Annotated in this window: 25 protein-coding genes and 1 other RNA gene; 18 read left to right on the top strand and 8 right to left on the bottom strand. The window is 65.8% G+C overall.

Annotated features, from left to right (window positions below):
- Positions 1-10: 10 nt before the first annotated feature.
- From AC0IYU_RS14185 to ompA, 6 genes are all read right to left on the bottom strand, one after another.
- Entirely contained in the window at positions 11-1,606 is a 1,596-nt protein-coding gene (locus AC0IYU_RS14185; RefSeq protein WP_472117804.1) for a methyltransferase regulatory domain-containing protein, read from the bottom strand.
- A gap of 211 nt (positions 1,607-1,817) precedes the next feature.
- A complete protein-coding gene (locus tag AC0IYU_RS14190) occupies positions 1,818-2,078 on the bottom strand; it encodes a hypothetical protein (protein ID WP_472117807.1) in 261 nt (86 codons plus the stop codon).
- 579 nt (positions 2,079-2,657) lie between these two features.
- Positions 2,658-3,044, bottom strand: a transfer-messenger RNA (tmRNA) gene (gene ssrA, locus AC0IYU_RS14195).
- Between the two features lie 12 nt (positions 3,045-3,056).
- Positions 3,057-3,725 carry an HAD-IA family hydrolase gene (locus AC0IYU_RS14200; protein WP_472117810.1) on the bottom strand — a complete coding sequence of 223 codons (669 nt, stop codon included), beginning with the start codon at positions 3,723-3,725 and terminating at the stop codon, positions 3,057-3,059.
- Positions 3,722-4,450 (bottom strand): bifunctional 2-polyprenyl-6-hydroxyphenol methylase/3-demethylubiquinol 3-O-methyltransferase UbiG, encoded by a 729-nt coding sequence (ubiG, locus tag AC0IYU_RS14205; RefSeq protein ID WP_472117992.1) that lies wholly within the window; start codon positions 4,448-4,450, stop codon positions 3,722-3,724. Before ubiG ends, AC0IYU_RS14200 begins: the two co-directional genes overlap by 4 nt.
- 127 nt (positions 4,451-4,577) lie before the next feature.
- Positions 4,578-5,228 carry an outer membrane protein OmpA gene (gene ompA, locus AC0IYU_RS14210; protein ID WP_472117813.1) on the bottom strand — a complete coding sequence of 217 codons (651 nt, stop codon included), beginning with the start codon at positions 5,226-5,228 and terminating at the stop codon, positions 4,578-4,580.
- A gap of 224 nt (positions 5,229-5,452) precedes the next feature.
- Between ompA and gyrA the strand changes: the two genes are divergently transcribed.
- The 18 genes from gyrA to mnhG all read left to right on the top strand — a co-directional run bounded on the left by gyrA (position 5,453) and on the right by mnhG (position 24,974).
- Positions 5,453-8,098 (top strand): DNA gyrase subunit A, encoded by a 2,646-nt coding sequence (gene gyrA, locus AC0IYU_RS14215; protein WP_435435454.1) that lies wholly within the window; start codon positions 5,453-5,455, stop codon positions 8,096-8,098.
- Positions 8,095-8,670, top strand: coding sequence for a DUF2059 domain-containing protein (locus AC0IYU_RS14220; RefSeq protein WP_435435453.1), 576 nt, complete (start codon positions 8,095-8,097; stop codon positions 8,668-8,670). The genes gyrA and AC0IYU_RS14220 overlap by 4 nt, the downstream gene beginning before the upstream one ends.
- 70 nt (positions 8,671-8,740) lie before the next feature.
- Entirely contained in the window at positions 8,741-9,808 is a 1,068-nt protein-coding gene (serC, locus tag AC0IYU_RS14225; protein WP_472117995.1) for a 3-phosphoserine/phosphohydroxythreonine transaminase, read from the top strand.
- Between the two features lie 29 nt (positions 9,809-9,837).
- Positions 9,838-10,971, top strand: a complete 1,134-nt coding sequence (pheA, locus tag AC0IYU_RS14230) for a prephenate dehydratase (RefSeq protein ID WP_472117815.1) — start codon at positions 9,838-9,840, stop codon at positions 10,969-10,971.
- Positions 10,972-10,987: 16 nt separating this feature from the next.
- Positions 10,988-11,878, top strand: a complete 891-nt coding sequence (locus tag AC0IYU_RS14235) for a prephenate dehydrogenase (RefSeq protein ID WP_472117818.1) — start codon at positions 10,988-10,990, stop codon at positions 11,876-11,878.
- 1 nt (position 11,879) lies between these two features.
- Positions 11,880-13,931: a bifunctional 3-phosphoshikimate 1-carboxyvinyltransferase/cytidylate kinase gene (locus AC0IYU_RS14240; RefSeq protein ID WP_472117821.1), complete on the top strand. Its 2,052-nt coding sequence runs from the start codon at positions 11,880-11,882 to the stop codon at positions 13,929-13,931.
- 196 nt (positions 13,932-14,127) lie between these two features.
- Complete coding sequence (rpsA, locus tag AC0IYU_RS14245; protein WP_187108569.1) at positions 14,128-15,816, top strand: 30S ribosomal protein S1; 1,689 nt, start codon at positions 14,128-14,130, stop codon at positions 15,814-15,816.
- 74 nt (positions 15,817-15,890) lie between these two features.
- The gene (locus AC0IYU_RS14250; protein ID WP_108134806.1) at positions 15,891-16,217 is read left to right on the top strand and encodes an integration host factor subunit beta; all 327 of its coding nucleotides are present in this window, start codon (positions 15,891-15,893) and stop codon (positions 16,215-16,217) included.
- 58 nt (positions 16,218-16,275) lie between these two features.
- Positions 16,276-16,611: a LapA family protein gene (locus AC0IYU_RS14255; RefSeq protein WP_435435449.1), complete on the top strand. Its 336-nt coding sequence runs from the start codon at positions 16,276-16,278 to the stop codon at positions 16,609-16,611.
- Complete coding sequence (gene lapB, locus AC0IYU_RS14260) at positions 16,601-17,770, top strand: lipopolysaccharide assembly protein LapB (RefSeq protein WP_435435448.1); 1,170 nt, start codon at positions 16,601-16,603, stop codon at positions 17,768-17,770. The genes AC0IYU_RS14255 and lapB overlap by 11 nt, the downstream gene beginning before the upstream one ends.
- Positions 17,771-17,916: 146 nt before the next feature.
- Positions 17,917-18,237: a ComEA family DNA-binding protein gene (locus AC0IYU_RS14265; RefSeq protein ID WP_472117824.1), complete on the top strand. Its 321-nt coding sequence runs from the start codon at positions 17,917-17,919 to the stop codon at positions 18,235-18,237.
- Positions 18,238-18,414: 177 nt separating this feature from the next.
- Positions 18,415-18,792, top strand: a complete 378-nt coding sequence (gene crcB, locus AC0IYU_RS14270; protein WP_472117828.1) for a fluoride efflux transporter CrcB — start codon at positions 18,415-18,417, stop codon at positions 18,790-18,792.
- Positions 18,793-18,868: 76 nt separating this feature from the next.
- Positions 18,869-21,811, top strand: a complete 2,943-nt coding sequence (locus tag AC0IYU_RS14275) for a monovalent cation/H+ antiporter subunit A (protein WP_472117831.1) — start codon at positions 18,869-18,871, stop codon at positions 21,809-21,811.
- Entirely contained in the window at positions 21,811-22,161 is a 351-nt protein-coding gene (locus tag AC0IYU_RS14280; RefSeq protein ID WP_435483241.1) for a Na+/H+ antiporter subunit C, read from the top strand. The genes AC0IYU_RS14275 and AC0IYU_RS14280 overlap by 1 nt, the downstream gene beginning before the upstream one ends.
- A gap of 41 nt (positions 22,162-22,202) precedes the next feature.
- Positions 22,203-23,858: a monovalent cation/H+ antiporter subunit D gene (locus AC0IYU_RS14285; RefSeq protein WP_472117998.1), complete on the top strand. Its 1,656-nt coding sequence runs from the start codon at positions 22,203-22,205 to the stop codon at positions 23,856-23,858.
- Positions 23,855-24,346, top strand: coding sequence for a Na+/H+ antiporter subunit E (locus AC0IYU_RS14290; protein ID WP_472117834.1), 492 nt, complete (start codon positions 23,855-23,857; stop codon positions 24,344-24,346). Before AC0IYU_RS14285 ends, AC0IYU_RS14290 begins: the two co-directional genes overlap by 4 nt.
- On the top strand, positions 24,343-24,621 hold the full coding sequence (locus AC0IYU_RS14295) for a K+/H+ antiporter subunit F (protein WP_435435442.1): 279 nt from the start codon (positions 24,343-24,345) through the stop codon (positions 24,619-24,621). The genes AC0IYU_RS14290 and AC0IYU_RS14295 overlap by 4 nt, the downstream gene beginning before the upstream one ends.
- Positions 24,618-24,974, top strand: coding sequence for a monovalent cation/H(+) antiporter subunit G (gene mnhG / locus AC0IYU_RS14300; protein WP_472117837.1), 357 nt, complete (start codon positions 24,618-24,620; stop codon positions 24,972-24,974). The genes AC0IYU_RS14295 and mnhG overlap by 4 nt, the downstream gene beginning before the upstream one ends.
- 12 nt (positions 24,975-24,986) lie before the next feature.
- On the opposite strand, the gene AC0IYU_RS14305 is transcribed toward mnhG, so the two are convergent.
- Both AC0IYU_RS14305 and AC0IYU_RS14310 read right to left on the bottom strand, forming a co-directional pair.
- Positions 24,987-26,009, bottom strand: coding sequence for an XdhC family protein (locus tag AC0IYU_RS14305; RefSeq protein WP_472117839.1), 1,023 nt, complete (start codon positions 26,007-26,009; stop codon positions 24,987-24,989).
- Between the two features lie 16 nt (positions 26,010-26,025).
- A complete protein-coding gene (locus tag AC0IYU_RS14310) occupies positions 26,026-26,658 on the bottom strand; it encodes a CoxG family protein (protein WP_472117841.1) in 633 nt (210 codons plus the stop codon).
- Positions 26,659-26,679: the final 21 nt, after the last annotated feature.

Raw genomic sequence — 26,679 nt, forward strand, 5'->3', positions numbered from 1 at the left:
GAATGAAATGTCAGGCGGTGAGCAAGGCCTTGCGTCGCAAGGAAGCCAGCGCCAGCGCAACTTGCTGACGGGCGAATTCTTTCACCTCCGAAGGGTCGGTCAGTGGTTGATCGTCCTTGACGAAGCGAAGGCGATCGTCGCGCACTTCGGCTTCGAGATGTTCGGCCAGCGCATCGTGCGAGCGCGTGCCGTCGAGCAACGCCAGCAGGCTGCGCTCCAGCGGCGACAGTGCCACGGACTCGTGCCACTGGTTGCATGCGCTGGCCGTGGTGCCCGCCCCCAAGGGCAACGTCGGCGCGCTTCGTACCGCGGGCAGCGCCTGGGGCAGGCTGGACACCGCGCAGGCCACCGGCACCGGCGAGCGGCGGATGCGCAGGGCGCCGAGGATCAGCAGCTCCTCCAGCATGGCCATCACGACGGGCTCGACGGTGGCTGACGATTCGTCGGCAAGCCTGGCTGCCGCTTCGATCAAGGCGTGCGGCGACATCGACGAGGGGTAGCAGGCATCCAGCAACTGCGCAACCGCTTTCTGGACCGGCAGCCTCGGCGTGACCTTCAGGCCGCGAATGGCATTGCAAGGCTGCGCTCGCGCGTCGCGCGTGAACGCGCCGCCGTCTTCGGGGGTGAACACACCTGCGAACTCGAGCACACGAAGGCGCGCGGGGTCCAGCCGGTAGCGAACGCGCTCGGCGTTCGCCTGCTTGACCAGCAGCGTCTGGCGGAAGGTGCGGTTGACCAGGAAGTCGAGGTACTGCTCCATCAGGACCTGGCTGCCGCCGCATTCGCGCAGCAGCGGATCGCGAACCTTCTCGCCGTAGTTCTGCACGAACATGGTGGAAGGCTCGGCGTCGCAGAGGTAGGCCAGGCCGTGGCCGGCGGCCCGGGCGACAAATTCCTTGAAGTAGCACGGCGCGTTGCAAGGCTCGAGGAACTCGTGCATCAGGTACGAACTGCTGGCGCTGCGCACGATGGGCATCGTCTCTTCGAGCGTCTTCTTGAGCACGCTGTCGGGGCGCGCCGACTGCTCCAGGAAATCGAGCATGCCGCGTGCGTACGAAAGCTGTTCTTCCGGCGTGTCCCGCGGCCCGCCGCGCAGCATCATGGCGTCGCGCACGATCTCGCGCGCCTTCCAGCCGGGGTACACGTTGTAGCTCACGTAGGCCACGCCGTTCGGCGCCAGGTTCTGCGAGCAGATGCGCAGGATCGCGTCCTGCACGGGGCCTGGTACCCAGCTGTACACACCATGGCAGACGATGTAGTCGAACTGGCCGAACGAGGCGTCGATGTCCGCGATGTCGAAGGCCTTGAGGTCGATGTTCCGCAGTCCCGCATGCCCGATGGCCGCCACGCCATGCGCGACCTGCACCTGGGACAGGTCGACGCCGACGGCGCGGGCCTGCGGGTGGCGCACCGCGAAGGGAATCAAATTGCCGCCGGCGGCGCAGCCGAGTTCGAGCACGCGAGAGGTGGAGGGGTCGGGCGCATCGAGGCCGAAGAGGAAGGCCAGCGCTTCCAGGTGCTCCATCGCCGACTGAGGGAACGGGTGCGAGTCATAGGGCACTTCGTCGTAGTAGCGGGTCAACGTGGAGGTCAGGGTATCCAGCACGGGTGTCCTTTTTCGGGATCTGGGCGGGCGCACAGGCCTTGCGCATTGCGTGGTCCAGCGAAAGTTGCAGTGACTGCAACGTGACAACGCTGGGCGACTATAGCCTTGCGCTGAACCGAAAAAACGTTGGCCTGCGCACTGCTTCGCGAACCGGCGCATAAAAAAAGCCCAGCCATTCGGCTGGGCTTGAAAGCCTATCTGCTGGCATGCATCAAGGCCCCCGCACAGGTTGACCAGCGGGGGACGGTTTACCCGTCAAGGAGAAATTCATAGGCGCAGGCGAAAGCACGGTGCGAATGACAGGGCGCAGCCAATGCGTGGCCGCATCCTCGGGCCACATGGCGCGCAAGCGATCATCGCGCCACAGGTCGCGTGCGACGTCTTCCAGTTCGAGGAGGTCCACGGTGTGCCACTGCCGATGCAGCCGGTGCGCACAGGCGGCGATCCAGAGTGTGGCGGGCATGGTTTGCATGTGCTTAGTCTACTGTATATTTGTACAGTATTCCAGCAAGGAGATCTGCAATGCCTGCGACAGAGGAAACCGACGAAAAGCAGAAGTGCGAAGACCCGGTACAACTGGCACGGCAACTGTTCGGCAACCCGGGGAGCTACTTCCGGTATCTATACTCTGGCCGCGAGCACGGAGCCAACGATCCCCGGTCTTAGAATGGCCCCATGAATTGGCGCACACTGCTTCCGCTTGCCTTGGTCCTCACTGGCTGCTCTACACCTCCCAACGAAGTCACGCAGGTCCGAGAAGGCGTCCTTCGCGCCATGACCTATGTTCAGGCTGCAGATTATTGCGACGCAAGAAGCAAGACACCGCGTTGGCTGGGCAAGGCACCGGCCGAACAGGGCGTGCTGTTCCAGTGCAACTGAACCTCTGAGATTTGCCAACCGGGCGCCGAGCAGCGCTCGATGACGGGAACGCGTTCAGCCCTGCACTTGATGGGCTCAAGCGTCATGGGGCGGTCAGGAAAAGCATACGACGACGTACGGCGGTGGCACGCGTCGCGGGCCTCACGTTCAGTGAGACCCGTCCGCAAGAATGTGGTGGAGCTGGGGGGATTTGAACCCCCGTCCGCAAGCCTTCATCGCGCAGTTCTACATGTTTAGTGATCTGATTTAAGTCTCGCTTCCTGAGTCGCGCAGTCACACGCTAAACCGGACGCCAGCACCCTATTTTCTCGCCTCGACCCAAGGTACCCGGATCGAAGCCAGCCCATGTAATTATCTTTGCAGCCGGGAGGTTTCAGATTGCTCTGTCACCCCCTTGCCCAGCCCATCGGCCTGCTGTTGCAAAGCTCACTGGCAATTAAGCAGCGAGTGCGAAACGTTCGTCGTTTGCAGTTAGTTTGTTTGAATCTGTTTTACGAGCGCATTCAGCTCGACATGCCCCGCTGCGACTCCGAACCCACGTCGAAACCAGTGCAGCCCCAAGCAAACCATTTTAGGCGTTATTCAGCAACTTCAAGAGCTCAAGGGGTGAAGAGATTGAAGCATCTGCATTCCATCGCGTCGAATCGGCCTGCGTTCCCATGTAGCCATAGGTGGCCGCGACCGTTCGCATGCCCGCGGCACGGCCCGCGATGATGTCGCGCTCATCGTCACCGACGTAGACGCACGCTTCCGAAGGAACGCCCAGGCGACGAGCAGCCTCATGCAAAGGTTCGGGATGCGGCTTTGCAAAAGGGGTGGTGTCGCCACTCACTACCGCGCCCGCACTCGTGAAAAGCGCCATGGCGCGCGTCAGCGGATCAGTGAAACGCATCGACTTGTTGGTCACGACACCCCAAAGCAGGCCCTGCTCTCGCAGCGCTTCGATCAGGGCCTGAACGCCGTCGAACACTTGCGTGTTGAGCAGCATGCGGCGCTCGTAAATGACGAAGAACTCCTCGCGCAGATCGTCGAATTCGGGCGATTCCGGCGTGATGCCGAATGCCACGCCCAGCATTCCCCGCGCACCGGCACCGGCCATCGGCCGATATCGCTCTAGCGGATACGACGCAAGGCCGCGATCGGTTCGCATCTGGTCGGCTGCGGCCCCCAGGTCGGGCGCGCTGTCGATCAGCGTGCCGTCGAGGTCGAACAGCACGGCCTGGATCAATGCTCCGGTCATCCTTGCAACTCCGGCAAGGCGGGCTTCTGCGTCGCGAACATGTAATTGACGCTGGTATCGCCGCTGAGCCAGTAACGCCGGGTCAAGGGGTTGTGCTCCAAGCCGCGTGTGTGTCGCAGGTCAAGGCCCGCTGCACGGCAGTAGCCGGCAAGCTCGCTGGGCCGGATCAACTTCGCATACTCATGGGTTCCGCGCGGCAACATGCCCAAAACGTACTCGGCGCCCACGATCGCGAGCATGAACGCCTTCAGGTTGCGGTTGATGGTGGAAAAGAACACCCACCCACCCGGCTTGACCAGCGTGGCGCAGGCCTGAATGACCGAGGCCGGGTGCGGCACATGCTCGAGCATTTCCATGCAGGTGACGACATCGAAGCTGCCTGGCTGTTCGGCTGCGATGGCCTCGGCGCTGATCTCCCGGTACTTCACCCCCCGCGTGCCAGCTTCGAGCGCGTGCAGTTGCGCGACCTTGAGCGCCTTGCCCGCCAGGTCGATGCCCAGGACATCCGCGCCCTTGCGCGCCATGGAGTCGGCCAGGATACCGCCGCCACAACCGATATCGAGCACACGGCGCTGCGAGATCGGCGCAATGCCTTCAATCCAGTCAAGGCGCAATGGATTGATTTCATGCAGTGGTCGGAATTCGCTCTCCAAATCCCACCAGCGATGTGCGAGTTCTGAGAACTTGGCCAGCTCGGCCGGGTCTGCATTCACGTTTTCTGTCATGCAGTGATTATGAAACGAGCAATGCCAAATCAACGCCGCATGGGCTTTGGCAAGATCGATCACTAATTCGACGCCCATAAAAAAACCCCGCCGAAGCGGGGTTTTCACGGTCGATGGAATCGATCGATCAGTTGGCGCGGGTGCCAACCACTTCGATTTCCACGCGACGGTTCTTGGCGCGGCCTTCCTTGGTGCGGTTGTCAGCCACTGGCTGCTTCTCGCCCTTGCCTTCGGTGTAGACGCGGTTGCGTTCGATGCCCTTCGAGACCAGGAAGGCCTTGACGGCTTCGGCGCGACGCACCGACAGACGCTGGTTGTAGGCGTCCGTACCGATCGAGTCGGTATGGCCCACAGCGATGATCACTTCGAGGTTGACGCCACGGATCTTCTCGACCAGGTCGGTCAGCTTGGCGCGACCTTCAGGCTTGAGGACCGACTTGTCGAAGTCGAAGAAGGCGTCAGCAGCGAAGGTCACCTTCGAAGCAGCGACTTGTGCCGGGGGTGCAGGAGGCACCGCGCCAGGGGCGGGAGCCACAGCAGCCGGACCAGCCGGAACCAGAGCGCCGTCGCAACCGGCAGCAGCCGTAGCAGGCGTCCAGTTGGCATCGCGCCAGCACAGTTCGTTCGTGCCGTTCTTCCAAACCAGTTCGCCAGTGCCGTTTTGCCAGTTGTCGATCGTAGGACCGCCGTCCGCAGCGGTGACACGGGTCTGCGCGCCGGCGGCAGTGGCGAGCGCAGCGACTGCAAACATCATCGCCACTTTATTCAGTTTCTTCATGGTTCTCCTCTTGGGGAAAAAGCCGCAGCCGCGCTGCGAATCAAGGACGCTTTAAGTGACCACCACCCAAAACGTTGAGGCGATTGTGCCATAGGGTCTTTGGCAAACAGGCCGCCGGGCACCCCGGAAGCGTAGGACGGAGGCGGAATAGACGCCTTGTGTTGCGGCGGTGCGACACCCCTCACAGCGTAAAATTTCGGCTTCCTGCCGCCAGCCACTCGCCCATGACCTCCTTCGCAAAAGAAACCCTGCCCATCAGTCTCGAAGAGGAAATGCGCAGCAGCTATCTCGATTACGCCATGAGCGTGATCGTGGGCCGGGCGCTTCCCGATGCCCGCGACGGCCTCAAGCCGGTGCATCGCCGCGTGCTGTTCGCCATGCACGAGCTCAACAACGACTGGAACCGGCCGTACAAGAAATCGGCCCGTATCGTCGGCGACGTCATCGGCAAGTACCACCCGCACGGCGACCAGTCGGTCTACGACACCATCGTGCGGCTGGCCCAGGATTTCTCGATGCGCCACATGCTGGTCGACGGCCAGGGCAACTTCGGGTCGGTCGACGGAGACAACGCGGCCGCAATGCGCTATACGGAAATCCGGCTGGCCAAAATTGCGCATGAAATGCTGGCCGATATCGACAAGGAAACCGTCGACTTTCAGGACAATTACGACGGCTCCGAAAAAGAACCGAAGGTTTTACCGAGCCAGTTGCCTAATTTGCTGGTCAATGGCTCGGGTGGTATTGCGGTCGGCATGGCCACCAATATTCCCCCGCACAACCTGAATGAGGTGGTGGACGCCTGTCTTCATCTGCTGCGCAATCCCGAAGCGAGCATCGACGAACTGATGGAAATCGTGCCCGCGCCCGACTTCCCCACCGCCGGCATCATCTACGGCATCAACGGCGTGAAGGACGGTTACCGCACGGGCCGCGGCAAGGTCGTGATGCGTGCGAGGTGCCACTTCGAGGACATCGACCGCGGCCAGCGACAGGCGATCGTCGTCGACGAGCTCCCCTACCAGGTCAACAAGAAGACGCTGCAGGAGCGCATGGCCGAACTGGTGCACGAGAAGAAGATCGAGGGTATCAGCCACATCCAGGATGAGTCCGACAAGTCGGGCATGCGCCTGGTGATCGAACTCAAGCGCGGCGAAGTGCCCGAGGTCGTGCTGAACAACCTCTATAAGCAGACGCAGCTGCAGGACACCTTCGGCATCAATATGGTGGCGCTGGTCGACGGCCAGCCGAAGCTGTGCAACCTGAAGGACCTCATTCAGGTCTTCCTGCAGCACCGCCGCGAAGTGGTAACCCGCCGCACCGTCTTCACGCTGCGCAAGGCCCGTGAACGCGGCCACGTGCTGGAAGGCCTCGCGGTGGCACTCGCCAACATCGACGAATTCATCCGCATCATTCGCGAATCACCGACGCCGCCCGTCGCCAAGGCCGAGCTGATGACCCGCAGCTGGGACAGCAAGCTGGTGCGCGAGATGCTGACGCGTTCGCGCGCCGACGGCGGCGTGATCAACGCCGACGACTACCGTCCCGAAGGCCTGGAGCGCGAATTCGGCATGGGCTCGGATGGTCTCTACCGCCTTTCGGACACGCAAGCGCAAGAAATTCTGCAGATGCGCCTGCAGCGCCTGACCGGCCTTGAACAGGACAAGATCGTCGCCGAATACAAGGACGTCATGGCGGAGATCGACGACCTGCTCGACATCCTGTCCAAGCCCGAGCGCGTCTCGATCATCATTGGCGACGAACTCGGCACCATCCGGCAGGAATTCGGCCAGACCAAGGTCGGCGCACGCCGCAGCCAGGTCGAACACAGCGCGTTCGACCTGTCGACCGAAGACCTGATCACTCCGACCGACATGGTGGTCACGCTCTCGCACAGCGGTTACATCAAGAGCCAGCCGTTGGGCGAATACCGCGCACAAAAGCGCGGCGGCCGCGGCAAGCAAGCGACAGCGACGAAAGAAGACGACTGGATCGACCAGCTCTTCATTGCCAACACGCACGACTACATCCTGTGCTTCTCCAACCGTGGCCGTCTCTACTGGCTCAAGGTATGGGAAGTGCCCGCGGGCTCGCGCGGTTCGCGCGGCCGCCCGATCGTCAACATGTTCCCGCTGCAGGAAGGCGAAAAGATCAACGTCGTGCTGGCGCTGACCGGCGAAAAGCGCGTCTTCCCGGCCGACCAGTACGTGTTCATGGCCACATCGATGGGCACCGTCAAGAAGACTGCCCTCGACGAGTTCAACAACCCGCGCAAGGGCGGCATCATTGCCGTCAACCTCGACGAAGGCGACTACCTGATTGGCGCCGCGCTCACCGACGGCAAGCACGACGTGATGCTCTTCAGTGACGGCGGCAAGGCCGTGCGTTTCGACGAGGAAGACGTTCGTCCGCTGGGCCGCAATGCACGCGGCGTGCGCGGCATGTCGCTGGACCCGGGACAGGGCGTGATCGCCATGCTGGTGGCCGAGGACGAGCAGCAAAGCGTGCTCACCGCCACGGAAAACGGTTACGGAAAGCGCACAAGCATTACGGAATACACCCGTCACGGCCGGGGAACCAAAGGCATGATCGCGATTCAACAGAGTGAGCGCAACGGCAAGGTCGTCGCCGCCACACTCGTGCATGCGGACGATGAGATCATGCTCATTACCGACAAGGGCGTGCTGGTGCGCACCCGGGTTGCCGAAATTCGTGAACTGGGTCGCGCGACGCAAGGCGTCACGCTGATCGGGCTTGACGAAGGCGCCAAACTCAGCGGACTACAACGTATCGTCGAAAACGACGCGAACGGCGAAAGCGAGCCGGACGCGGACGATACTTCCACATCTTCAACGGAGAATCCTCAGTGAAAAAAATCAAACTCGCACTTCTGACGGTCGCCCTGGCAGGCAGTTCCATGGCCGCAATGGCCCAGGACAAGGCCACGCTCATCAAGCAGTTCATCGACATCCAGCGCCCCGGCATCGAATCGCTGGCGCGCGGCTTGGTCGAGCAATCGAGCGCTCCGATCGCACAGGCGGGTTCGCAGTATCTGCAGACGCAGGTTCCTGAAGCCAAGCGTGAATCGGCCGCCAAGGCCGCCGATGCAGAGCTCAAGAAGTACTTCGACGACGCCTACCCGATCGTTCGCGACAAGGCCATTCAACTGGCACCGGGCGCCCTCACCCCGCTGCTCGAGCAGAACTTCAGCGAAGACGAACTCAAGCAACTGCTGGCCTGGATCAACTCACCGCTCAGCAAGAAGTACCAGGAACTGAACCCGAAGATGCAGACCGCATTGACGGAAAAGCTGGTCACCGACACGCGCGCCACCATCGAGCCCAAGATGCGCGCACTCGACGAGAACGTCGCCAAGGCACTGGGTGCCCCGACCGAAGCCCCCGCTGCCAAGGCACCCGCCAAGGCTCCAGCCAAGAAGTAAAAGCAAAGTGACCCAGCAGCAGACGCCGGCCGGCAAGCGCCCCTACAACTTCTCGGCCGGTCCGGCTGCCATGCCGGAGGCGGTGCTGCAACGCGCCGCCGCCGACATGCTCGACTGGCAGGGCAGCGGCATGAGCGTGATGGAGATGAGCCATCGCGGCAAGGAATTCGGTGCGATCTGCACCCAGGCCGAAGCCGACATCCGCACGCTGCTGGCCATTCCCCAAAATTTTCACATCCTGTTCATGCAGGGTGGCGGGCTGGGCGAAAACGCCATCGTTCCGTTGAACCTGTCGCGCGGCAAAGCCGCCGATTTCGTCATCACCGGCAGTTGGAGCGTCAAGTCGCACAAGGAAGCGCAGCGCTACTGCACGGCACGCGTGATTGCAACAAACGCCGACAACCAGCACACGAAGCTGCCCGACCCCGCGACCTGGCAGCTCTCGAAGGACGCCTCGTACGTTCACGTGTGCTCCAACGAGACCATCAACGGCATCGAATTCCAGCAGTTGCCCGACCTGGCCGGACTTGGCAGCACGGCCCCGCTGGTCATCGATTTCTCTTCGCACGTGGCCTCCCGCAGCGTTGACTGGTCCCGCGTAGGCCTGGCCTTCGGCGGCGCACAGAAGAACCTCGGCCCGGCCGGCCTGACGATCGTGGTCGTGCGCGACGACCTGCTTGGCCATGCGCTCGAGATCTGCCCGAGCGCGTTCAACTACAAGACGGTGGCCGACAACAACTCCATGTACAACACCCCGCCGACCTGGGGCATCTACATGGCGGGGCTCACTTTCCAGTGGCTGCTTGCGCAGAAGGAAGGCGACCTGACGGGCGTGGCTGCCATGGAGCAACGCAACATCGCCAAGGCGAAGCTGCTGTACGACTTCATCGACGGCTCCGACTTCTATGCCAACCGCATCGACCCGAGCTGCCGTTCGCGCATGAATGTGCCGTTCTTCCTGGCCGACGAGGCCCGCAACGAGGCCTTCCTGGCCGGCGCGCGCAAGGCCGAGCTGCTCCAGCTCAAAGGCCACAAGTCGGTCGGCGGCATGCGGGCGAGCATCTACAACGCCATGCCGTTGGCAGGGGTGCAGGCCCTGGTGGGCTACATGCGAGAATTCGAGCGATCGCACGCCTAGTCGCGTGCTCCGCTCAGTTGCTCGCACCGATGACCGATTCCGCACCCACACCACCCTCCTTGTCCGGCGCTCCCGCCGATAAATCTGAAGGCCTTTCCGATCTGCGCGTGCAGATCGATTCGCTCGACCAGAGGCTGCTCAGCCTTCTCAACGAGCGGGCCCACGTCGCCGAACTGGTGGGCGAGGTCAAGAAGCGCGAAGGCACGCCGTTCTTCCGCCCCGACCGTGTGGCGCAGGTCATCGACAAGATGCAAAAGAGCAATGGCGGTCCTCTCAAGGACCTCCATGTCGCAGCCATCTGGCGCGAAATCATGTCGGCCTGCCTGGCGCTCGAATCGCCGCAGCGCGTGGCCGTGCTGGGCCCCGAAGGCACCTTCTGCGAACAGGCCGCCGTCGAATACTTCGGCGGCGCCGCCGACCTGGTCTATTGCGCCAGCTTCGACGAGGTGTTTCACGCCACGGCGGCGGGCAGCGCCCAGTACGGCGTGGTCGGCGTCGAGAACTCGACCGAGGGCGTGGTCACCCGTTCGCTCGACCTGTTCCTGCATTCGCCCACCCATGTCGTCGGCGAAGTCAGCCTGCTGGTGCGCCACCACCTGCTGCGCAACAGCAACTCGCTCGAAGGCGTCGAGGCCGTGCTGGCCCACCCGCAGGCGCTGGCGCAGTGCCAGACCTGGCTGTCCAAGCACCTGCCCAACGCAGAGCGGCGCGCCGTGTCGAGCAACGCCGAAGGCGCACGCCTTGCGGCCACCAACCCGGCCTGGGCCGCGCTGGCCGGCGAACGTGCCGCCACCCGCTTCGGCCTGCACATCGTGGCGCACGCCATCCAGGACGACTCCTACAACCGCACCCGTTTCTCGGTGATCTGCCTGCCGCAGACGCTGGCGATGCCGCCGGCCTCGGGCCGCGACTGCACGAGCCTGATCGTCTCGGTGCCGAACCGCCCGGGCGCGGTGCACGACCTGCTGGTGCCGCTGAAGGCGAACAACGTGTCGATGACGCGCTTCGAGTCGCGCCCCGCGCGCACGGGCCAGTGGGAGTACTACTTCTACATCGACCTCGACGGCCACCCCTCGCAGCCCAATGTGGCCGCGGCGCTGGCCGAGTTGCGCGGCCTGTGCGCCTTCTACAAGGTGCTGGGCGCGTACCCCGTCAAGGCCTGAGCGGCAGGCAGACAGCATGTTCGAACAACTGGGACTGATCGGCTGCGGCCTGATGGGCGGCTCCTTTGCGCTCGCGCTCAAGCGCGCGAAGCTGGTGAAGCGCGTGGTGGGCTACAGCAAGTCGCCCTCCACCACCGAGCGGGCACGCCAGCTCGGCGTGATCGACGTGGCGGCGCCCTCGGCGCTGCTGGCGGTGTCGGGGGCGGACCTCGTGCTGCTCGCCGTGCCGGTCGCGGCCTCGGAGGCCATGTTCAAGGCCATTCGCCACGGCATTTCGGCCGACACGCTGGTGATGGACGTCGGCTCGACCAAGGGCGACGTGATCGAGGCCGCACGCAACGGCCTGCAAAAGCAGTTCGCGAACTTCGTGCCGGCCCATCCGATCGCCGGCAAGGAAGTCTCGGGCATCGAACACGCCGAAGCTTCGCTCTTCACCGGCCGCCAGGTCGTGCTGACACCGGTCAAGACCACGCTGCGCTCCAACGTTCAGCGCGCCTCGCAGGTGTGGAGCGGCATCGGCGCCCACGTGCTCACCATGACGCACGAGGAGCACGACGCCGCCTTCGCCGCCGTGAGCCACCTGCCGCACCTGCTGGCCTTCGCCTACACCAACGCCATTGCGGCGCAGCCGCAGGGCGACCGCTTCCTGAGCCTCGCAGGACCGGGCTTTCGCGACTTCTCGCGCATTGCCGCCAGCGACCCGGTCATGTGGCGCGACGTGCTGCTGGCCAACCGCGAACAGGTTCTGCAGCAGTCGCAGACCTTCCGCAAGGCGCTGGAAGACCTCGAGGCGCTGATGACCGCGGGCGACCTGCAGGCGCTGGAGCAATCGATTGCCGCCGCCAGCAAGACCCGCGCGGCCTGGAAGCCGGCCGCCGGCACGTCGTCGCAGCAACAGGACAACTGACATGTTCTCGACGGCCTTCCTCGACCTCCCGCCGCTGGCAGGCGCTGCCGGCACGGTGCGCCTGCCGGGCTCCAAGAGCATCTCCAACCGCGTGCTCCTGCTGGCCGCGCTGGCCAGCGGCACCACGACGGTCCACGACCTGCTCGACTCCGACGACACGCGCGTGATGCTCGACGCCCTGCGCGCGCTCGGTTGCGGCATCGACCCCGACGGAAACACGCTGCGCATCACCGGCGTCGGCGGCCAGCTGAAACCCGGCGGCACGCTGCTGCCGCTGTTCCTCGGCAACGCCGGCACCGCCATGCGTCCGCTGACCGCGGCGCTGTCGCTGCTGGGCGGCGAATTCGAACTCAGCGGCGTGCCGCGCATGCACGAGCGCCCGATCGGCGACCTCGTCGACGCGCTCACGCAGCTCGGCTGCCGCATCGACTACCTCGGCAACCCCGGCTACCCGCCACTGCGCATCCACCCGGTGCCGCACGGCGAACTGGCGCTCGACGCGCCGATCCGCGTGCGCGGCGACGTGTCCAGCCAGTTCCTGACCGCGCTGCTGCTGGCGCTGCCGCTCGCGGCGGGCAGTCTTGCCCCCACGACCGGGGCCGATGTGCCGGCGGGGCGCGACATCGTGATCGAGGTGGTCGGCGAGCTCATCTCCAAGCCCTACATCGAGATCACGCTGAACCTGCTGGCGCGCTTCGGCATCCAGGTGCGGCGCGACGGCTGGGAGCGCTTCACCATTCCCGCCGGCAGCCGCTACAGCTCGCCGGGCGACATCCATGTAGAAGCGGACGCGTCTTCTGCTAGCTATTTCATAGCGCTTGGTGCAATAGCGACGGGCGTATCCGGCAAAAATGGCATACGCATCGAGGGGGTGGGTGGCGATTCGATCCAGGGCGACATCCGCTTCATCGACGCGGCCCGCCAGATGGGCGCGCAAGTCGACAGCGGCCCGAACTGGCTGGAAGTGCGCCGCGGCGCCTGGCCGCTGAAGGCGATCGACATCGACGCCAACCACATCCCCGACGCCGCGATGACGCTGGCCGTGATGGCGCTCTACGCGGACGGCCCGACCACGCTGCGCAACATCGCGAGCTGGCGGGTGAAGGAAACCGACCGCATCGACGCGATGGCCAACGAACTGAAGAAGCTCGGCGCCACCGTCGAGGCCGGGCCGGACTTCATCCGCGTGCACCCGCTGGCCCAGTCCGACTGGCGGGCGGCAGCCATCCACACCTACGACGACCACCGGGTGGCCATGTGCTTCTCGCTGGCGGCGTTCAACCCGGCGGGCGTGCCGGTGCGCATCCTCGAACCGCACTGTGTCGCCAAGACCTTCCCCGACTACTTCGAAACCCTGTTCTCGGTCGCCGAAGCCACCGAGGTACCGGTGATCTGCATCGACGGCCCGACCGCCTCCGGCAAGGGAACGCTTGCGGCCGAAGTGGGGCGCCTGCTGGGCTATCACTACCTGGACTCGGGCTCGCTCTACCGCGTGACAGGCCTCGCCATGCGGCACGCCGGGCTGAGCGCCGAGACCCGACACGAGGCCGAGATCGCCACCCTTGCGGCTGCCCTGCCCCTGCAGTTCACCGATGGCAAGGTGCTCCTCGCGGGCGAGGACGTCAGCGAGGACATCCGTACCGAAGCCGCCGGCATGGACGCCTCGCGCGTCTCCACGCTGCCGGCCGTGCGCGCCGCGCTGCTGGCCCTGCAGCAGCGCTTTCGCCGCCTGCCGGGCCTGGTGGCCGACGGCCGCGACATGGGCACCGTGATCTTCCCCGACGCGGCGCTCAAGGTGTTCCTCACGGCCAGCGCGGCCGAGCGCGCCGAACGGCGCCATAAGCAGTTGATTTCAAAGGGTATTTCGACTACACTCGACAGTCTTCGCTCCGACTTGGAAGCACGTGACGCCCGGGACTCCTCCCGCAGCGTCGCTCCTCTGAAGCCGGCGCAGGATGCCCGCCACCTCGACAACTCCCGGCTGTCCATCGAGCAATCGATCGATACGGTGTTGAACTGGTGGCAGCAAGTACAGCCTTTCAAGTCCGCTTGAAGGGCTCGCGCCAACCGGGTGTTCCGGCGGGCGCTCACCGCTCCAGCAGGCTCTTCTCGCGCGACAGCGCACTGGCCTTCTGGTTGTTCAACGAACCCGGGCTCACGCCCAACCAACCGCCGTCTACAGACCCACAGCAGCCGCACGCAATTTCGCACGAGCGCCTGCCAACCCTGCCTGACGGAAGGAACCATAAATGTCTGAATCTTTTGCCGACCTATTCGAAGAGTCCCTGAAGCGTTCCGAAATGCGCACCGGCGAGGTCATCACGGCCGAAGTCGTGCGTGTCGAACACAACCACGTCGTCGTCAACGCCGGTCTGAAGTCCGAAGCGTATGTGCCGATCGAAGAGTTCAAGAACGACAAGGGCGAACTCGAAGTCCAGGCCGGCGATTTCGTTTCCGTTGCCATCGGCAGCGTTGAAAACGGCTACGGCGACACCATCCTCTCGCGCGACACCGCCAAGCGTCTCGCTTCGTGGCTCGCCCTGGAGAAGGCCCTGGAATCGGGCGACTTCGTCACCGGCACCACCAGCGGCAAGGTCAAGGGCGGCCTGACCGTTCTGGTCAACGGCATCCGCGCGTTCCTGCCGGGCTCGCTGATCGACACGCGTCCGATCAAGGACCTGACCCCGTACGAGAACAAGACCCTCGAATTCAAGGTCATCAAGCTCGACCGCAAGCGCAACAACGTCGTGCTGTCGCGCCGTGCCGTGGTCGAAGCCAGCATGGGCGAAGAACGCGCCAAGCTGATGGAAACCCTGAAGGAAGGCGCTGTTGTCCGCGGCGTGGTCAAGAACATCACCGAATACGGTGCGTTCGTGGACCTCGGCGGCATCGACGGCCTGCTGCACATCACCGACATGGCATGGCGCCGTGTCCGCCACCCGAGCGAAGTCGTTCAGGCCGGCCAGGAAATCACCGCCAAGATCCTCAAGTTCGACACCGAAAAGAACCGTGTCTCGCTGGGTCTGAAGCAAATGGGTGATGACCCGTGGATGGGCGTTTCGCGCCGCTACCCGCAATCGACCCGCCTGTTCGGCAAGGTCACGAACATTGCCGACTACGGCGCGTTCGTCGAGCTCGAACCCGGCATCGAAGGCCTGGTGCACGTGTCCGAGATGGACTGGACCAACAAGAACATCGCTCCGAACAAGATCGTCTCGCTGGGCGACGAAGTCGAAGTCATGGTCCTCGAAATCGACGAAGACAAGCGCCGCATCAGCCTGGGCATGAAGCAGTGCAAGGCCAACCCGTGGCAAGAGTTCGCGCAAAACACCAAGCGCGGCGACCGCGTCAAGGGCCCGATCAAGTCGATCACCGACTTCGGCGTGTTCGTGGGTCTGGCTGCCGGCATCGACGGCCTGGTTCACCTCTCGGACCTCTCGTGGAACGAAACCGGCGAAACCGCCGTTCGCAACTACAAGAAGGGCCAGGAAGTCGAAGCGCTCGTGCTGGCTGTGGACGTCGACCGCGAACGCATCAGCCTGGGCATCAAGCAGCTCGACAGCGACCCGTTCACCACGTTCACCACCGTGAACGACAAGGGCCAGATCGTGACCGGCAAGGTCAAGACCGTGGACGCCCGTGGCGCCGAGATCGACCTGGGTGAGGACATCCTCGGCTACCTGCGTGCTTCGGAAATCTCGCGCGACCGCGTCGAAGATGCCCGCAACGTGCTGAAGGAAGGCGACGAAGTCACCGCCATCGTCGTGAATGTGGATCGCAAGACCCGCAACATCCAGCTGTCCATCAAGCAGAAGGACATGGTCGACGAACAAGGCGCCATGGCCAACCTGAGCCAGCAGTCGGCACGCGAGAACGCGGGCACGACGAGCCTGGGCGCCCTGCTGCGCGCCAAGCTCGACAACAGCGACAACAAGTAAGCTGAGTCCGAAGACAGAGCAGGCCCTTGGGGCCGCTCTGTCTTTTTTTTCGTCCACGTTTTTGTGTTTGGCCCATGACCCGCTCAGACCTCGTCGAAGAACTTGCAGCGCGCTTTGCGCAGCTCACGCACCGCGATGCCGAATACGCCGTCAAGACCATCCTCGACGCGATGAGCGACGCACTGGTGCGCGGACACCGCATCGAGATCCGTGGCTTCGGCAGCTTCTCGGTCAACCGGCGTCCGCCGCGCATCGGGCGCAACCCGCGCTCGGGCGAGAGCGTGCAGATTCCAGAGAAGCGGGTGCCTCACTTCAAACCGGGCAAGGCGCTGCGCGAAGCGGTCGATGCAAAGACCGCGGAGCTCGATGCCGGCAAGGAAGCCAGGGCCCGCAAGGCCTGACACGCAGGCGATTCGAAATGCCTGCAAACGTAGAATGCTCCCGGCAACGGGAACAGCTATGAAATACCTCCTGTGGCTGCTCAAGGCAGCCATTTTTTTTACGCTCTTCGCTTTCGCGCTGAACAACCAGCAGGACGCGACCGTCTACTTCTTCTTCGGCACCTACTGGCGCGCGCCGCTGGTGCTCGTGGTGCTCGCGGCATTCGCCGGCGGGCTCGTGGTCGGTGCGCTGGGCATGCTGCCCGGCTGGTGGAAACACCGCGCCGCAGCGGCACAGGTGCCCGCGACGCCCGAAGCCCAGATGCCGATGCCGCCGACCGCCGCGGCGGTTGCCGCCGCAGCGCCCTCCATTTCCGCCACCGACCTTCCCGCCGTACGTCAACATGGACTTTGATCCCAGCTGGCTGCTGATCAGCCTGCCCGTCGCCTTCGTGCTGGGCTGGCTCGCATCGCGCTTCGACATCCGGCAACTCAAGCTCGAGAACCGCCAGGCCCCCAAGGCCTACTTTCGCGGCCTGAACTTCCTGCTCAACGAGCAGCAGGACCAGGCCATCGACGCCTTCATCGAGGCCGTGCAGAACGACCCCGACACGCAGGAACTTCACTTCGCGCTCGGCAACCTGTTCCGCCGCCGCGGCGAGTACCAGCGCGCCGTGCGCGTGCACGAGCACCTGCTCGGACGCGGCGACCTGAGCCGCAGCGACCGCGAACGCGCCCAGCATGCGCTGGCGCAAGACTTCCTGCGCGCCGGCCTGCTTGACCGCGCCGAGGCCGCGCTGCAGAAGCTCGAAGGCACGCGCTACGAGAACGAGGCGCGCCTCTCGCTGCTGGCCATCTACGAACGCTCGCGCGAATGGATGCAGGCCGCCGACGTGGCGCAAAAGCTCGACGAGTCCGACCAGGCCAGCTACAGCACGCGACGCGCGCACCACCTCTGCGAGCAGGCGACCGAGCACGTGGCCTCCGGCGACCTGCCGGGTGCGGCCGGGTTGCTCGCGCAAGCCGTCGCGCTCGCACCGCAGGCACCACGCCCCGCCATCGACACGGCCAACCTGCAACTGCGCAACGGCGAGGCGGCCGCGGCCTTCGACACGCTGGTGGCGCTGAGCGGCACCGCCCCGCTCGCGCTGCCGCTCTACGCCGCCGCACTGCAGCAGGCCGCCGTGGCCGCGCACCGCGAAGCCGACGCCCTCGCACTGCTGCAGCGGCGCTATGTGGAGTCGCCGTCGATCGACGTGCTCGAATCGATGATCGCGCTCGGCGGCACGCCGACCGCCACGGCCGAAGACCCGCAGCCCACCCCGCGCGACGGCTACATCGCGCACCTGGCGCAACAGCCCTCGCTGGTCGCGGCATCGCGCTGGCTGGCGGGCGAAAAATTCGAGCACGAACAGTTCCATCCGCAGGTGCAACGCGCGCTCGACCAGGCCACCCGCCCGCTCATGCGCTACCGCTGCGCGGCCTGCGGTTTCGAGGCGCACCAGTACTTCTGGCACTGCCCCGGCTGCCAGGCCTGGGACAGCTATCCGCCGCGCCGCGTCGAAGAACTCTGAGAACTCCGATCACGATTCTGAACAATGGTCACGTCGGCGCTGAATATGCTTTTGCGCGTCAACGCCCCGTTTCCTGCTCCCGTTGAGCGCGGGCCGACGTTCTTGTCGGCTGTCAGCCATACCAACCAATCAGGGAGTAAAAAATCATGTTCAAGAAGATCCTGGCCGCAACCGCCATGCTGTTCGCGGTCGTCTCTTTCGCCGCGGTCGATGTCAACAAGGGCACGGCCGCCGACCTCGACGGCATCAAGGGCGTCGGTCCCTCGATGTCCAAGCGCATCCTCGATGCGCGCAAGGAAGGCGAGTTCAAGGACTGGCCCGACTTCATGCAGCGCGTGAAGGGCGTGAAGGAAAAGAACGCCGAGAAGCTGTCGGCCGAGGGCCTCACTGTCAATGGCCAGAGCTTCGGTGGCGCGGCATCCGCCAAGCCGAAGGAGGCCAAGGCAGCCAAGGCCCCCAAGCCCTGATGCCGCCCTGATGCCGCGCTGATCCCACCCGGATCGATGCAACGCAAAGCCGCCTTCGGGCGGCTTTTTCATGCGCGAAGCACATGCGGCGAACATGTGACACGGGCAGGGAAAGGCCGCGGAGAGTTGCAGCCACGGGCACCCTGAAGCGCGGAACAACGCGCCGACAATAGACGCATGCTGCTTCCGATTCTTGCGATCTGCGTCGGCGCCTCGATCGGCGCGCTGGCCCGCTGGGGCCTTGCACTCTGGCTCGGCACCGGCGGCCTCATGCCCTGGGGCACGCTCGCTGCGAACCTGATCGGCGGCTACCTCATCGGCGTGGCCATTGCCACCTTCCAACTGCTGCCGGACGTCGATCCGGTCTGGCGACTGGCGCTGGTGACCGGGTTTCTCGGCGGCCTCACCACCTTCTCGACGTTCTCGGCCGAGGTCACGACCATGCTGCTGGAGGGCAGGCTCGGCGTGGCCATGGTGACGGCCATGGCCCACCTCGGCGGATCGCTCTTTTTCACCTGGCTCGGCATCCGAACTGTGCATGCCTTCTCGAGCTGAATCCCCTGAAAACAGCCTTATGTCTTACGGTTATAGATAAGGCTTTCCATAAGGGCGGCCGATAGAATCAACCCCAATGCCCCTGGTCTTTCTCGTCGCACTCCCCTTTATCGCCAGCGTGCTGGCCGCGTTGATGCCATCCAACGCTCGCAACAGGGAGTCGACCCTCGCGGGGCTGGTCGCACTGGGCTGCGCCATCCAGGCCGCATGGTTCTTCCCGCAGATCGCGCACGGCAATGTGCTGCGGCAAGAAATCGAATGGCTGCCGGCCCTCGGCTTGAACCTCGTGTTCCGCATGGACGGCTTCGCATGGCTGTTCTGCATGCTGGTGCTGGGCATCGGCGCGCTGGTGGTGCTCTATGCGCGCTACTACATGTCGGCCTCCGACCCGGTGCCGCGCTTCTTCTCGTTCTTCCTCGCGTTCATGGGCGCGATGATGGGCGTGGTGCTCTCGGGCAACCTCGTGCAGATGGTGCTGTTCTGGGAGCTCACCAGCCTGTTCTCGTTCCTGCTGATCGGCTACTGGCACCACCGGCGCGACGCGCGGCGCGGGGCGCGCATGGCGCTCACCGTCACCGGCGCAGGCGGGCTGTGCCTGCTGGCCGGCGTGCTGGTGCTCGGGCGCATCGTCGGCAGCTACGACCTCGACGAGGTGCTGGCCTCGGGCGACCTGATCCGCGCGCATGCGCTCTACCCCGTGGTGCTGGTGCTGGTGCTGCTGGGCGCCTTCACCAAGAGCGCGCAGTTCCCGTTCCACTTCTGGCTGCCGCGCGCCATGGCCGCGCCCACGCCTGTCTCGGCCTACCTGCACTCGGCCACCATGGTGAAGCTCGGCGTGTTCCTGATGGCGCGCCTGTGGCCGGTGCTCTCGGGCACCGAGCAATGGTTCTGGCTGGTGGGTGGCGCGGGGGCCATCACGCTGCTGCTCGGCGGCTTCATTGCCATGTTCCAGCGCGACCTGAAGGCGCTGCTGGCCTACTCGACCATCTCGCACCTCGGCCTCATCACGCTGCTGCTGGGCCTGAACAGCCCGCTCGCGGCGGTGGCGGCCGTGTTCCACGTGATGAACCACGCGACCTTCAAGGCCTCGCTTTTCATGGCGGCCGGCATCATCGACCACGAGACCGGCACGCGCGACATCCGCAAGCTCAGCGGCCTGATGCGGCTCATGCCCATCACCGGCACGCTGGCCATCATCGCCAGCGCCTCGATGGCCGGCGTGCCGCTGCTCAACGGCTTTCTGTCGAAGGAAATGTTCTTCGCCGAGACGGTCTTCATCCAGGCCACGCCCTGGGTCGACTTCAGCCTGCCGGTGATTGCCACCATCGCGGGCATCTTCAGCGTGGCGTACTCGGCGCGCTTCGTGTTCGATGTGTTCTTCGGCCCGCCCTGCGGCAACGACGTGCCCAAGCACCCGCACGAGCCACCGCACTGGATGCGCGTGCCGGTCGAGCTGCTGGTGCTGGTGTGCCTGGTGGTCGGCGTGGCACCGGCCTGGTCCATCGGCCCGCTGCTCGCGGCTGCCGCCACGCCGGTGGTCGGCGGCACGCTGCCCGAGTACAGCCTGGCCGTGTGGCACGGCTTCAACCTGCCGCTCATGATGAGCTTCGTGGCGCTGGTGGGCGGCGGCGCGCTGTACCTGCTGCAGCGCCGCCAGCGCGCGCGCGGCGGCCTGGAGCACACGCCGCTGCTGCACCGCTTCGACGGCCAGGTCATCTTCGAGCACCTGCTCGCGCTGCTGAGCGAAGCCGGCCGGCGCAGCCGCCGCCTGTTCGGCACGCGCCGCATGCAGTGGCAATTGCTGCTGCTGGTGCTCGTGGCCGTGGCGGGCGCCGCCGCGTCGCTGTGGACCTCGCCCGCCGCACCCGGCACGCGAGAGCTGCTTCCCTTCTCGCCGATGTTCGCCATGACCTGGATCATCGGCGGCACCTGCGCGCTGGCCGCCGCCTGGCAGGCCAAGTTCCACCGGCTCGCAGCGCTCATGCTCGCTTCGGGCGCGGGGCTGGTGTCGTGCGTCACTTACATCTGGTTCTCCGCCCCCGACCTCGCGCTGACGCAGCTGGTGGTCGAAGCCGTGACCACGGTGCTGATTCTGCTGGGCCTGCGCTGGCTGCCGATGCGCAGCAAGGACGTCATTCAGCCCGCGCGCGCGCGGCTGCGCCCCTGGGGCCGGCGCGGGCGCGACCTGCTGGTGGCCAGCATCGCCGGCGCCGGCATGGCGGCAATGGCCTGGGCCATGATGACGCGCACCTTCCCCCAGAGCATCTCGCCCTTCTTCCTCGAGCGCGCGCTCACCGAAGGCGGCGGCACCAACGTGGTCAACGTGATGCTGGTCGACTTCCGCGGCTTCGACACCTTCGGCGAAATCACGGTGCTCGGCATCGTGGCGCTTACCGTGTATGCACTGCTGCGGCGCTTTCGCCCCGCCATCGAGTCGATGGCCCTGCCGGTCCAGCAGCGCCTGCAGGTCGACGACGGCAGCAGCGACCTGCTGAACCCGCGCCGCGCCACCGACACCGCCGTCGGCTACCTGATGGTGCCGGCCGTGCTGGTGCGGCTGCTGCTGCCGCTGGCGGTGCTGGTGTCGGTGTATTTCTTCATGCGCGGCCACAACGCGCCCGGCGGCGGCTTCGTCGCGGGGCTGGTGATGTCGGTGGCTTTGGTGCTGCAGTTCATCGTGTCGGGCACCGAGTGGGTGGAAGAGCACCTGCGCATCTACCCGCGCCGCTGGATCGCCATCGGCCTGCTGCTGGCGCTGGCCACGGGCGGCGGCGCGGTGGCGATGGGCTATCCCTTCCTGACCACGCACACCGCGCACCTGCACCTGCCCGTTCTTGGCGAAGTGCACGTGCCCAGTGCCCTGTTCTTCGACATCGGCGTGTTCGCGCTGGTGCTCGGTGCCACCATGCTGATTCTGACTGCCCTGGCCCACCAATCGGTGCGAAGCCACCGCTGGGCCGACGAGCAGGCCGAAAAAGAGGCCCAGGCCGCATCCGAAGCGGCGGAGGGAGCGCACTGATGGAAATCGTGCTCGCACTCGCCATCGGCGTGCTCACCGGCTCGGGCGTGTACATGCTGCTTCGCCCGCGCACCTTCCAGGTCATCATGGGCCTGACGCTGATCTCCTACGCGGTGAATCTGTTCATCTTCAGCATGGGCCGGCTCAAGGTCGACAGCGAGCCGGTGCTCATCAAGGGCTTCGCCGCCACGCTGGCCAACACGGCCGACCCGATGCCGCAGGCCCTGGTGCTCACGGCCATCGTCATCGGCTTCGCCATGACGGCGCTGTTCCTCGTGGTGATGCTCGCCTCGCGCGGCCTCACCGGCACCGACCACGTGGACGGTGAAGAACGGCAGGAGGCGGAGTGAAGGAAATCTTCCACCTGCTCGACGAACTGCTCGAGTTCGGCATGCCGCACCTGGTGGCGGTGCCCATACTCGTGCCCATGCTCACGGCCGCGCTCATGCTGCTGATGGGCGAGAACCGGCGGCGCACCAAGTCGGCCCTGAGCGTGGTCTCGGGCCTGATCGGCCTGCTGGCCGCGCTGGCGCTGCTGCGCTGGGTGAACGCGGCCGACACCGGCGGCGGACCGGGCTCCATCGGCGTGTACCTGCCGGGCAACTGGCGCGCGCCGTTCGGCATCGTGCTGGTGGCCGACCGGCTCTCGACCATGATGGTCGCGCTCACGGGCGTCATCGCGTTTGCGGCGTCGATCTATTCCACCTCGCGCTGGGACCGCGCGGGCGTGCACTTCCATCCGCTGCTGCAACTGCAGCTCATGGGCCTGAACGGCGCCTTCCTCACCGGCGACCTGTTCAACCTGTTCGTGTTCTTCGAGGTGATGCTCGCAGCCTCCTACGGCCTCCTGCTGCACGGCTCGGGGCGCCTGCGGGTGCAGGCGGGGCTGCACTACATCGCGATCAACCTGGCGGCCTCGTCGCTGTTCCTGATCGGCGCGGCCATCCTCTATGGCGTGACGGGCACGCTGAACATGGCCGACCTGGGCGTGCGCATCGCCGAGCTCTCGCCCGGCGACCGCGGCCTGGTGCACGCGGCGGCGGCCATCCTCGCCACGGCCTTCTTCGCCAAGGCGGGCGCGTGGCCGCTCAACTTCTGGCTGGTGCCGGCATACAGCGCGGCGGTGTCGCCGGTGGGCGCGGTGTTTGCGCTGCTCACCAAGCTGGGCATCTACACGATCCTGCGGCTGTGGACCGTGCTGTTCGCGCCCGACACCGGCGACTCGGCCGCCTTCGGGCAGGTGGCGCTGGTCGGCACCGGGCTGGCGACGCTGTTCGTGGGCGCCATCGGCATCGTCGGCACGCAGCGGCTCTCCAACCTGGCGGGCTTCAGCGTGCTGGTGTCGGCCGGCACCCTGCTCGCGGCGGTCGGCCTGGGGCAGCCGGCCGTGTGGGCCGGTGCGCTGTATTACCTGCTGAGTTCCACGCTCGCGGTGAGCGCCTTCTTCCTGCTGATCGACATGATCGAACGCTGGCGCAACGCGGGCATGAGCGTGGCACCGCACGAGGCGGCCGGCAACGCGCCCTACCTCACCGAAGACCTGCGGGTGCTCTCCGACGTGAACCTCGACGACGAGGCCCAGGCGCTCTACGGCCGCGCGATTCCCGCGGGCGTCGCCTTCCTGGGCCTGAGCTTCATGGGCTGCACGCTGCTGCTTGCGGGGTTGCCGCCGCTGTCGGGCTTCGTCGGCAAGTTCGCGATGCTGTCGGGCCTGCTCGGCACCGGCGGGGTCGGCGTCGCCGGCTGGACCTTTCTTGCGCTGCTGATCGTCTCTGGCTTCCTGTCGCTGGTTGCGCTGAGCCGCACCGGCATCCGCCACTTCTGGACGCAACCCCACGCCACCATGCCCTCGCTGCCCGCGCTCGAGGTGCTGCCGGTGGCCGCGCTGCTCGCGGCCTGCGTGGCGCTGACCGTGTGGGCCGAGCCCGTGATGCAGCACGCCAAGGCCACGGCCCAGGGCCTGAAAACGCCCACGGCGTACCGCAACGCCGTGCTCGGCGCCAAGCAGGTTCCCAACCCCGTGAAGAAGGAAGCACCGGCCCCATGAAGCGCCTGATTCCTTCCCCGCCGCTGTCCTTCGCGCTGTTCGTCGTCTGGATCCTGCTCGAGCAATCGCTGGAGGCCGCCACGCTGCTGTCGGCCGTGGTGCTGGCCATTGCGGTGCCGCTCATCACCAAGGGCCTGCGGCCCGCCACCGTGCGCATGCGCCGGCCCGGCGTGGCGCTGCGGCTGTCGCTCGCGGTGACGTACGACATGCTCAAGTCGGCGTACGACGTGGCCCGGCTGCTGCTCACCCGCCGCACCTCGCACATCGAGGCCCGCTTCGTGCAGATTCCGCTGGACATGCGCGACCCCAACGGCCTGGCCGTGCTCGCGATGATCATGTGCCTCACGCCCGGCACCGCCTGGGGTGAAGTGTCGTTCGACCGCAGCATGCTGCTGATCCACGTGTTCGACCTGGCCGACGAAGCGGCCTTCGTGGCGCAGATCAAGCAGCGCTACGAACGCCCCCTGATGGAGATCTTCGAGTCATGACACCCATCCTTTTCTGGGCCCTGAAGTTCGCGCTCTTCCTGCTGGCCGTGGCCATGCTGTGCGCGCTCTCGCGCCTGCTGATCGGGCCCACCGCGCAAGACCGCGTGATGGCGCTGGACTGCCTCTACATCAACGGCATGCTGATGATGCTGGTGCTGGGCATCATCTACGCGAGCAACGTCTACTTCGAGGCTGCCCTGCTGATCGCGCTGTTCGGCTTCGTGGGATCGACGGCCATCGCCAAGTTCCTGCTGCGCGGGGAGGTGATCGAATGAATGATTTCATCGTGGGGCCGCTGCCGCTGTGGGCGGAAATCGTCACCGCCGTTTTCGCGGTGCTTGGCGCCGCCTTTGCGGCCATCGGCTCCTTCGGGCTGGTGCGGCTGCCCACCTTCTTCCGCCGCATCCATGCGCCCACGCTGGGTGCGACGGTGGGCGTGTGGTGCATGACCATCGCCACCATCGTCTACTTCTCGGTGCAGGGCTTCAGCCTGTTCCTGCACGCGGTGCTGATCGTGCTGTTCATTGCGCTCACCGCGCCCATCACCACCATCTTCCTGATGCGCGCGGCGCTGTTCCGCGAGCGGCAAAAGGGCGGCGACGTACCGCCGCAGGCCAAGTCGGGCTGAAGCCCGTGGCCGTCAGCTCGGCTGCAGCTGCTGCATTTCCTTGGCGCGCGCCACCTCGACCTCGCGCGGCAGCGTCACCGCGTTCTTCACCGCAAGAATCTCCGCCATCACGCTGACCGCGATCTCAGGGGGCGTCTTGCTGCCGATGTAGATGCCGATGGGCCCGCGCAGGCGCGCGAGCGACGCATCGGTCTGCTCGAAGTGCTCGATCATGCGGTCGCGCCGCGCGTCGGCATTGCGGCGCGAGCCGATGGCGCCCACATAGAAGGCCTCGCTCTGCAGCGCCTCGAGCAGCGCGAGGTCGTCGAGCTTGGGATCGTGCGTGAGCGCCACCACGCAGCTGCGGCGGTCGGGCCTGAAGGCGAGCACCGCGTCGTCGGGCATCTCGGTGGTGATGTGCACGCCGGGCAACGACCACGCGGTGCGGTATTCCGCGCGCGGGTCGCACAGCGTCACGGCGAAGCCGCTGAACTTGGCCATGGTGGCGAGGTACTCGGCCAGTTGGCCGGCACCGATCAGCAGCATGCGGTACTCGGGGCCGAAGGTGTTGGTGAGCTCGGTGTCGTTCACGGTGAGCTCGTCGGGGGCCGTCGCCTGCGCGAGTTGCACCGTGCCGGTGGCGAGCGTCACCGTGCGCTTCATGAGCTTGCCCTGCTCGAGCTGCGCCACCAGCTGGTCGAGCGCATCGGCGTCGGGCGCGTACTCGAGCAGCAGCTCCAGCGTGCCGCCGCAGGGCAGGCCGAAGCGATGCGCTTCGTCGGCCGTGATGCCGTACTTCACGAGCGCGGGCGGCGCGCCCAGCGGCACGTCCTCGCCCTTGCCGTGGGCATGGCTGTAGCGCGCGATGAGGTCGTCCTCGATGCAGCCGCCGGAGACCGAGCCGACCACGGCGCCGTCTTCGGCCAGGGCCATGATCGAGCCCACCGGCCGCGGCGACGAGCCCCAGGTGCGCACCACGGTGGTCAGCAGCGCGCGCTTGCCGGCACGCCGCCAGTCGCGCAGCGTGCGCAACACCATGACATCGAGGTTTTCCATGGCGCGGGTCGCTTCCTCAGGCCGCGTCGCCAGGCGCAGCGGGCGCGTCCGGGTCGCCGTCCTTGTCCTTCTTGCCCAAGCCCATCTTCTTCATGAGGCCGGACATCATGCCGGCCTTCTCGGCCGGCGCTTCGGCCTCTCCGGCAGCCGCGGGCGGCGGGCCGTAGCGGCTCTGCATCTCGGCGTCGAAGCGCTTGAAGAAATCGTCGGCGGTCGACTTGGCGGCGCCGTCGATCAGGCGCTGGCCGAGCTGGGCGATCTTGCCGCCGACCTGGGCCTGCACGGTGTAGTCGAGCTCGCAGCCGGCGCCCGGCGTCGTGGCGGCCTCGGCATCGGCAGGCGCTGCACCGGCCAGCGGCTTGAGCGAGACGCTCGACGAGCCCTTGGCAAACCCCGCCACGCCGCCCTGCCCCTCGAAAGTCAGCTTGTAGCCGTCGGGCGCCACGATGTCCGACAGCATCACCTTGCCGCTGAACTTGGCCGACACCGGGCCGATCTTGAGCGCCAGCGCAACGCTGTAGGTGTTCTCGCCCGTGAGCTCGAACTTGTCGCAGCCGGGGATGCACTTCTTCAGCGTTTCGGGGTCGTTGAGGGCTTCCCAGGCTTGTTGTTGCGTGACGCCGAGGCGGCGGTTTCCGAGCATTTCCATGGTGGGTTCCTTTTTTGTCCT

This window comes from Variovorax sp. AC103 (assembly GCF_979254005.1).

Coding starts and splice junctions, on each gene's coding strand:
- AC0IYU_RS14190 (WP_472117807.1), bottom strand. CDS start 2,078: ATGCAAACCATGCCCGCCACACTCTGGATCGCCGCCTGTGCGCACCGG.
- AC0IYU_RS14200 (WP_472117810.1), bottom strand. CDS start 3,725: ATGACCGGAGCATTGATCCAGGCCGTGCTGTTCGACCTCGACGGCACG.
- ubiG (WP_472117992.1), bottom strand. CDS start 4,450: ATGACAGAAAACGTGAATGCAGACCCGGCCGAGCTGGCCAAGTTCTCA.
- ompA (WP_472117813.1), bottom strand. CDS start 5,228: ATGAAGAAACTGAATAAAGTGGCGATGATGTTTGCAGTCGCTGCGCTC.
- gyrA (WP_435435454.1), top strand. CDS start 5,453: ATGACCTCCTTCGCAAAAGAAACCCTGCCCATCAGTCTCGAAGAGGAA.
- serC (WP_472117995.1), top strand. CDS start 8,741: ATGCCGGAGGCGGTGCTGCAACGCGCCGCCGCCGACATGCTCGACTGG.
- pheA (WP_472117815.1), top strand. CDS start 9,838: ATGACCGATTCCGCACCCACACCACCCTCCTTGTCCGGCGCTCCCGCC.
- AC0IYU_RS14235 (WP_472117818.1), top strand. CDS start 10,988: ATGTTCGAACAACTGGGACTGATCGGCTGCGGCCTGATGGGCGGCTCC.
- AC0IYU_RS14240 (WP_472117821.1), top strand. CDS start 11,880: ATGTTCTCGACGGCCTTCCTCGACCTCCCGCCGCTGGCAGGCGCTGCC.
- rpsA (WP_187108569.1), top strand. CDS start 14,128: ATGTCTGAATCTTTTGCCGACCTATTCGAAGAGTCCCTGAAGCGTTCC.
- AC0IYU_RS14250 (WP_108134806.1), top strand. CDS start 15,891: ATGACCCGCTCAGACCTCGTCGAAGAACTTGCAGCGCGCTTTGCGCAG.
- AC0IYU_RS14255 (WP_435435449.1), top strand. CDS start 16,276: ATGAAATACCTCCTGTGGCTGCTCAAGGCAGCCATTTTTTTTACGCTC.
- lapB (WP_435435448.1), top strand. CDS start 16,601: ATGGACTTTGATCCCAGCTGGCTGCTGATCAGCCTGCCCGTCGCCTTC.
- AC0IYU_RS14265 (WP_472117824.1), top strand. CDS start 17,917: ATGTTCAAGAAGATCCTGGCCGCAACCGCCATGCTGTTCGCGGTCGTC.
- crcB (WP_472117828.1), top strand. CDS start 18,415: ATGCTGCTTCCGATTCTTGCGATCTGCGTCGGCGCCTCGATCGGCGCG.
- AC0IYU_RS14275 (WP_472117831.1), top strand. CDS start 18,869: ATGCCCCTGGTCTTTCTCGTCGCACTCCCCTTTATCGCCAGCGTGCTG.
- AC0IYU_RS14280 (WP_435483241.1), top strand. CDS start 21,811: ATGGAAATCGTGCTCGCACTCGCCATCGGCGTGCTCACCGGCTCGGGC.
- AC0IYU_RS14285 (WP_472117998.1), top strand. CDS start 22,203: ATGCCGCACCTGGTGGCGGTGCCCATACTCGTGCCCATGCTCACGGCC.
- AC0IYU_RS14290 (WP_472117834.1), top strand. CDS start 23,855: ATGAAGCGCCTGATTCCTTCCCCGCCGCTGTCCTTCGCGCTGTTCGTC.
- AC0IYU_RS14295 (WP_435435442.1), top strand. CDS start 24,343: ATGACACCCATCCTTTTCTGGGCCCTGAAGTTCGCGCTCTTCCTGCTG.
- mnhG (WP_472117837.1), top strand. CDS start 24,618: ATGAATGATTTCATCGTGGGGCCGCTGCCGCTGTGGGCGGAAATCGTC.
- AC0IYU_RS14305 (WP_472117839.1), bottom strand. CDS start 26,009: ATGGAAAACCTCGATGTCATGGTGTTGCGCACGCTGCGCGACTGGCGG.
- AC0IYU_RS14310 (WP_472117841.1), bottom strand. CDS start 26,658: ATGGAAATGCTCGGAAACCGCCGCCTCGGCGTCACGCAACAACAAGCC.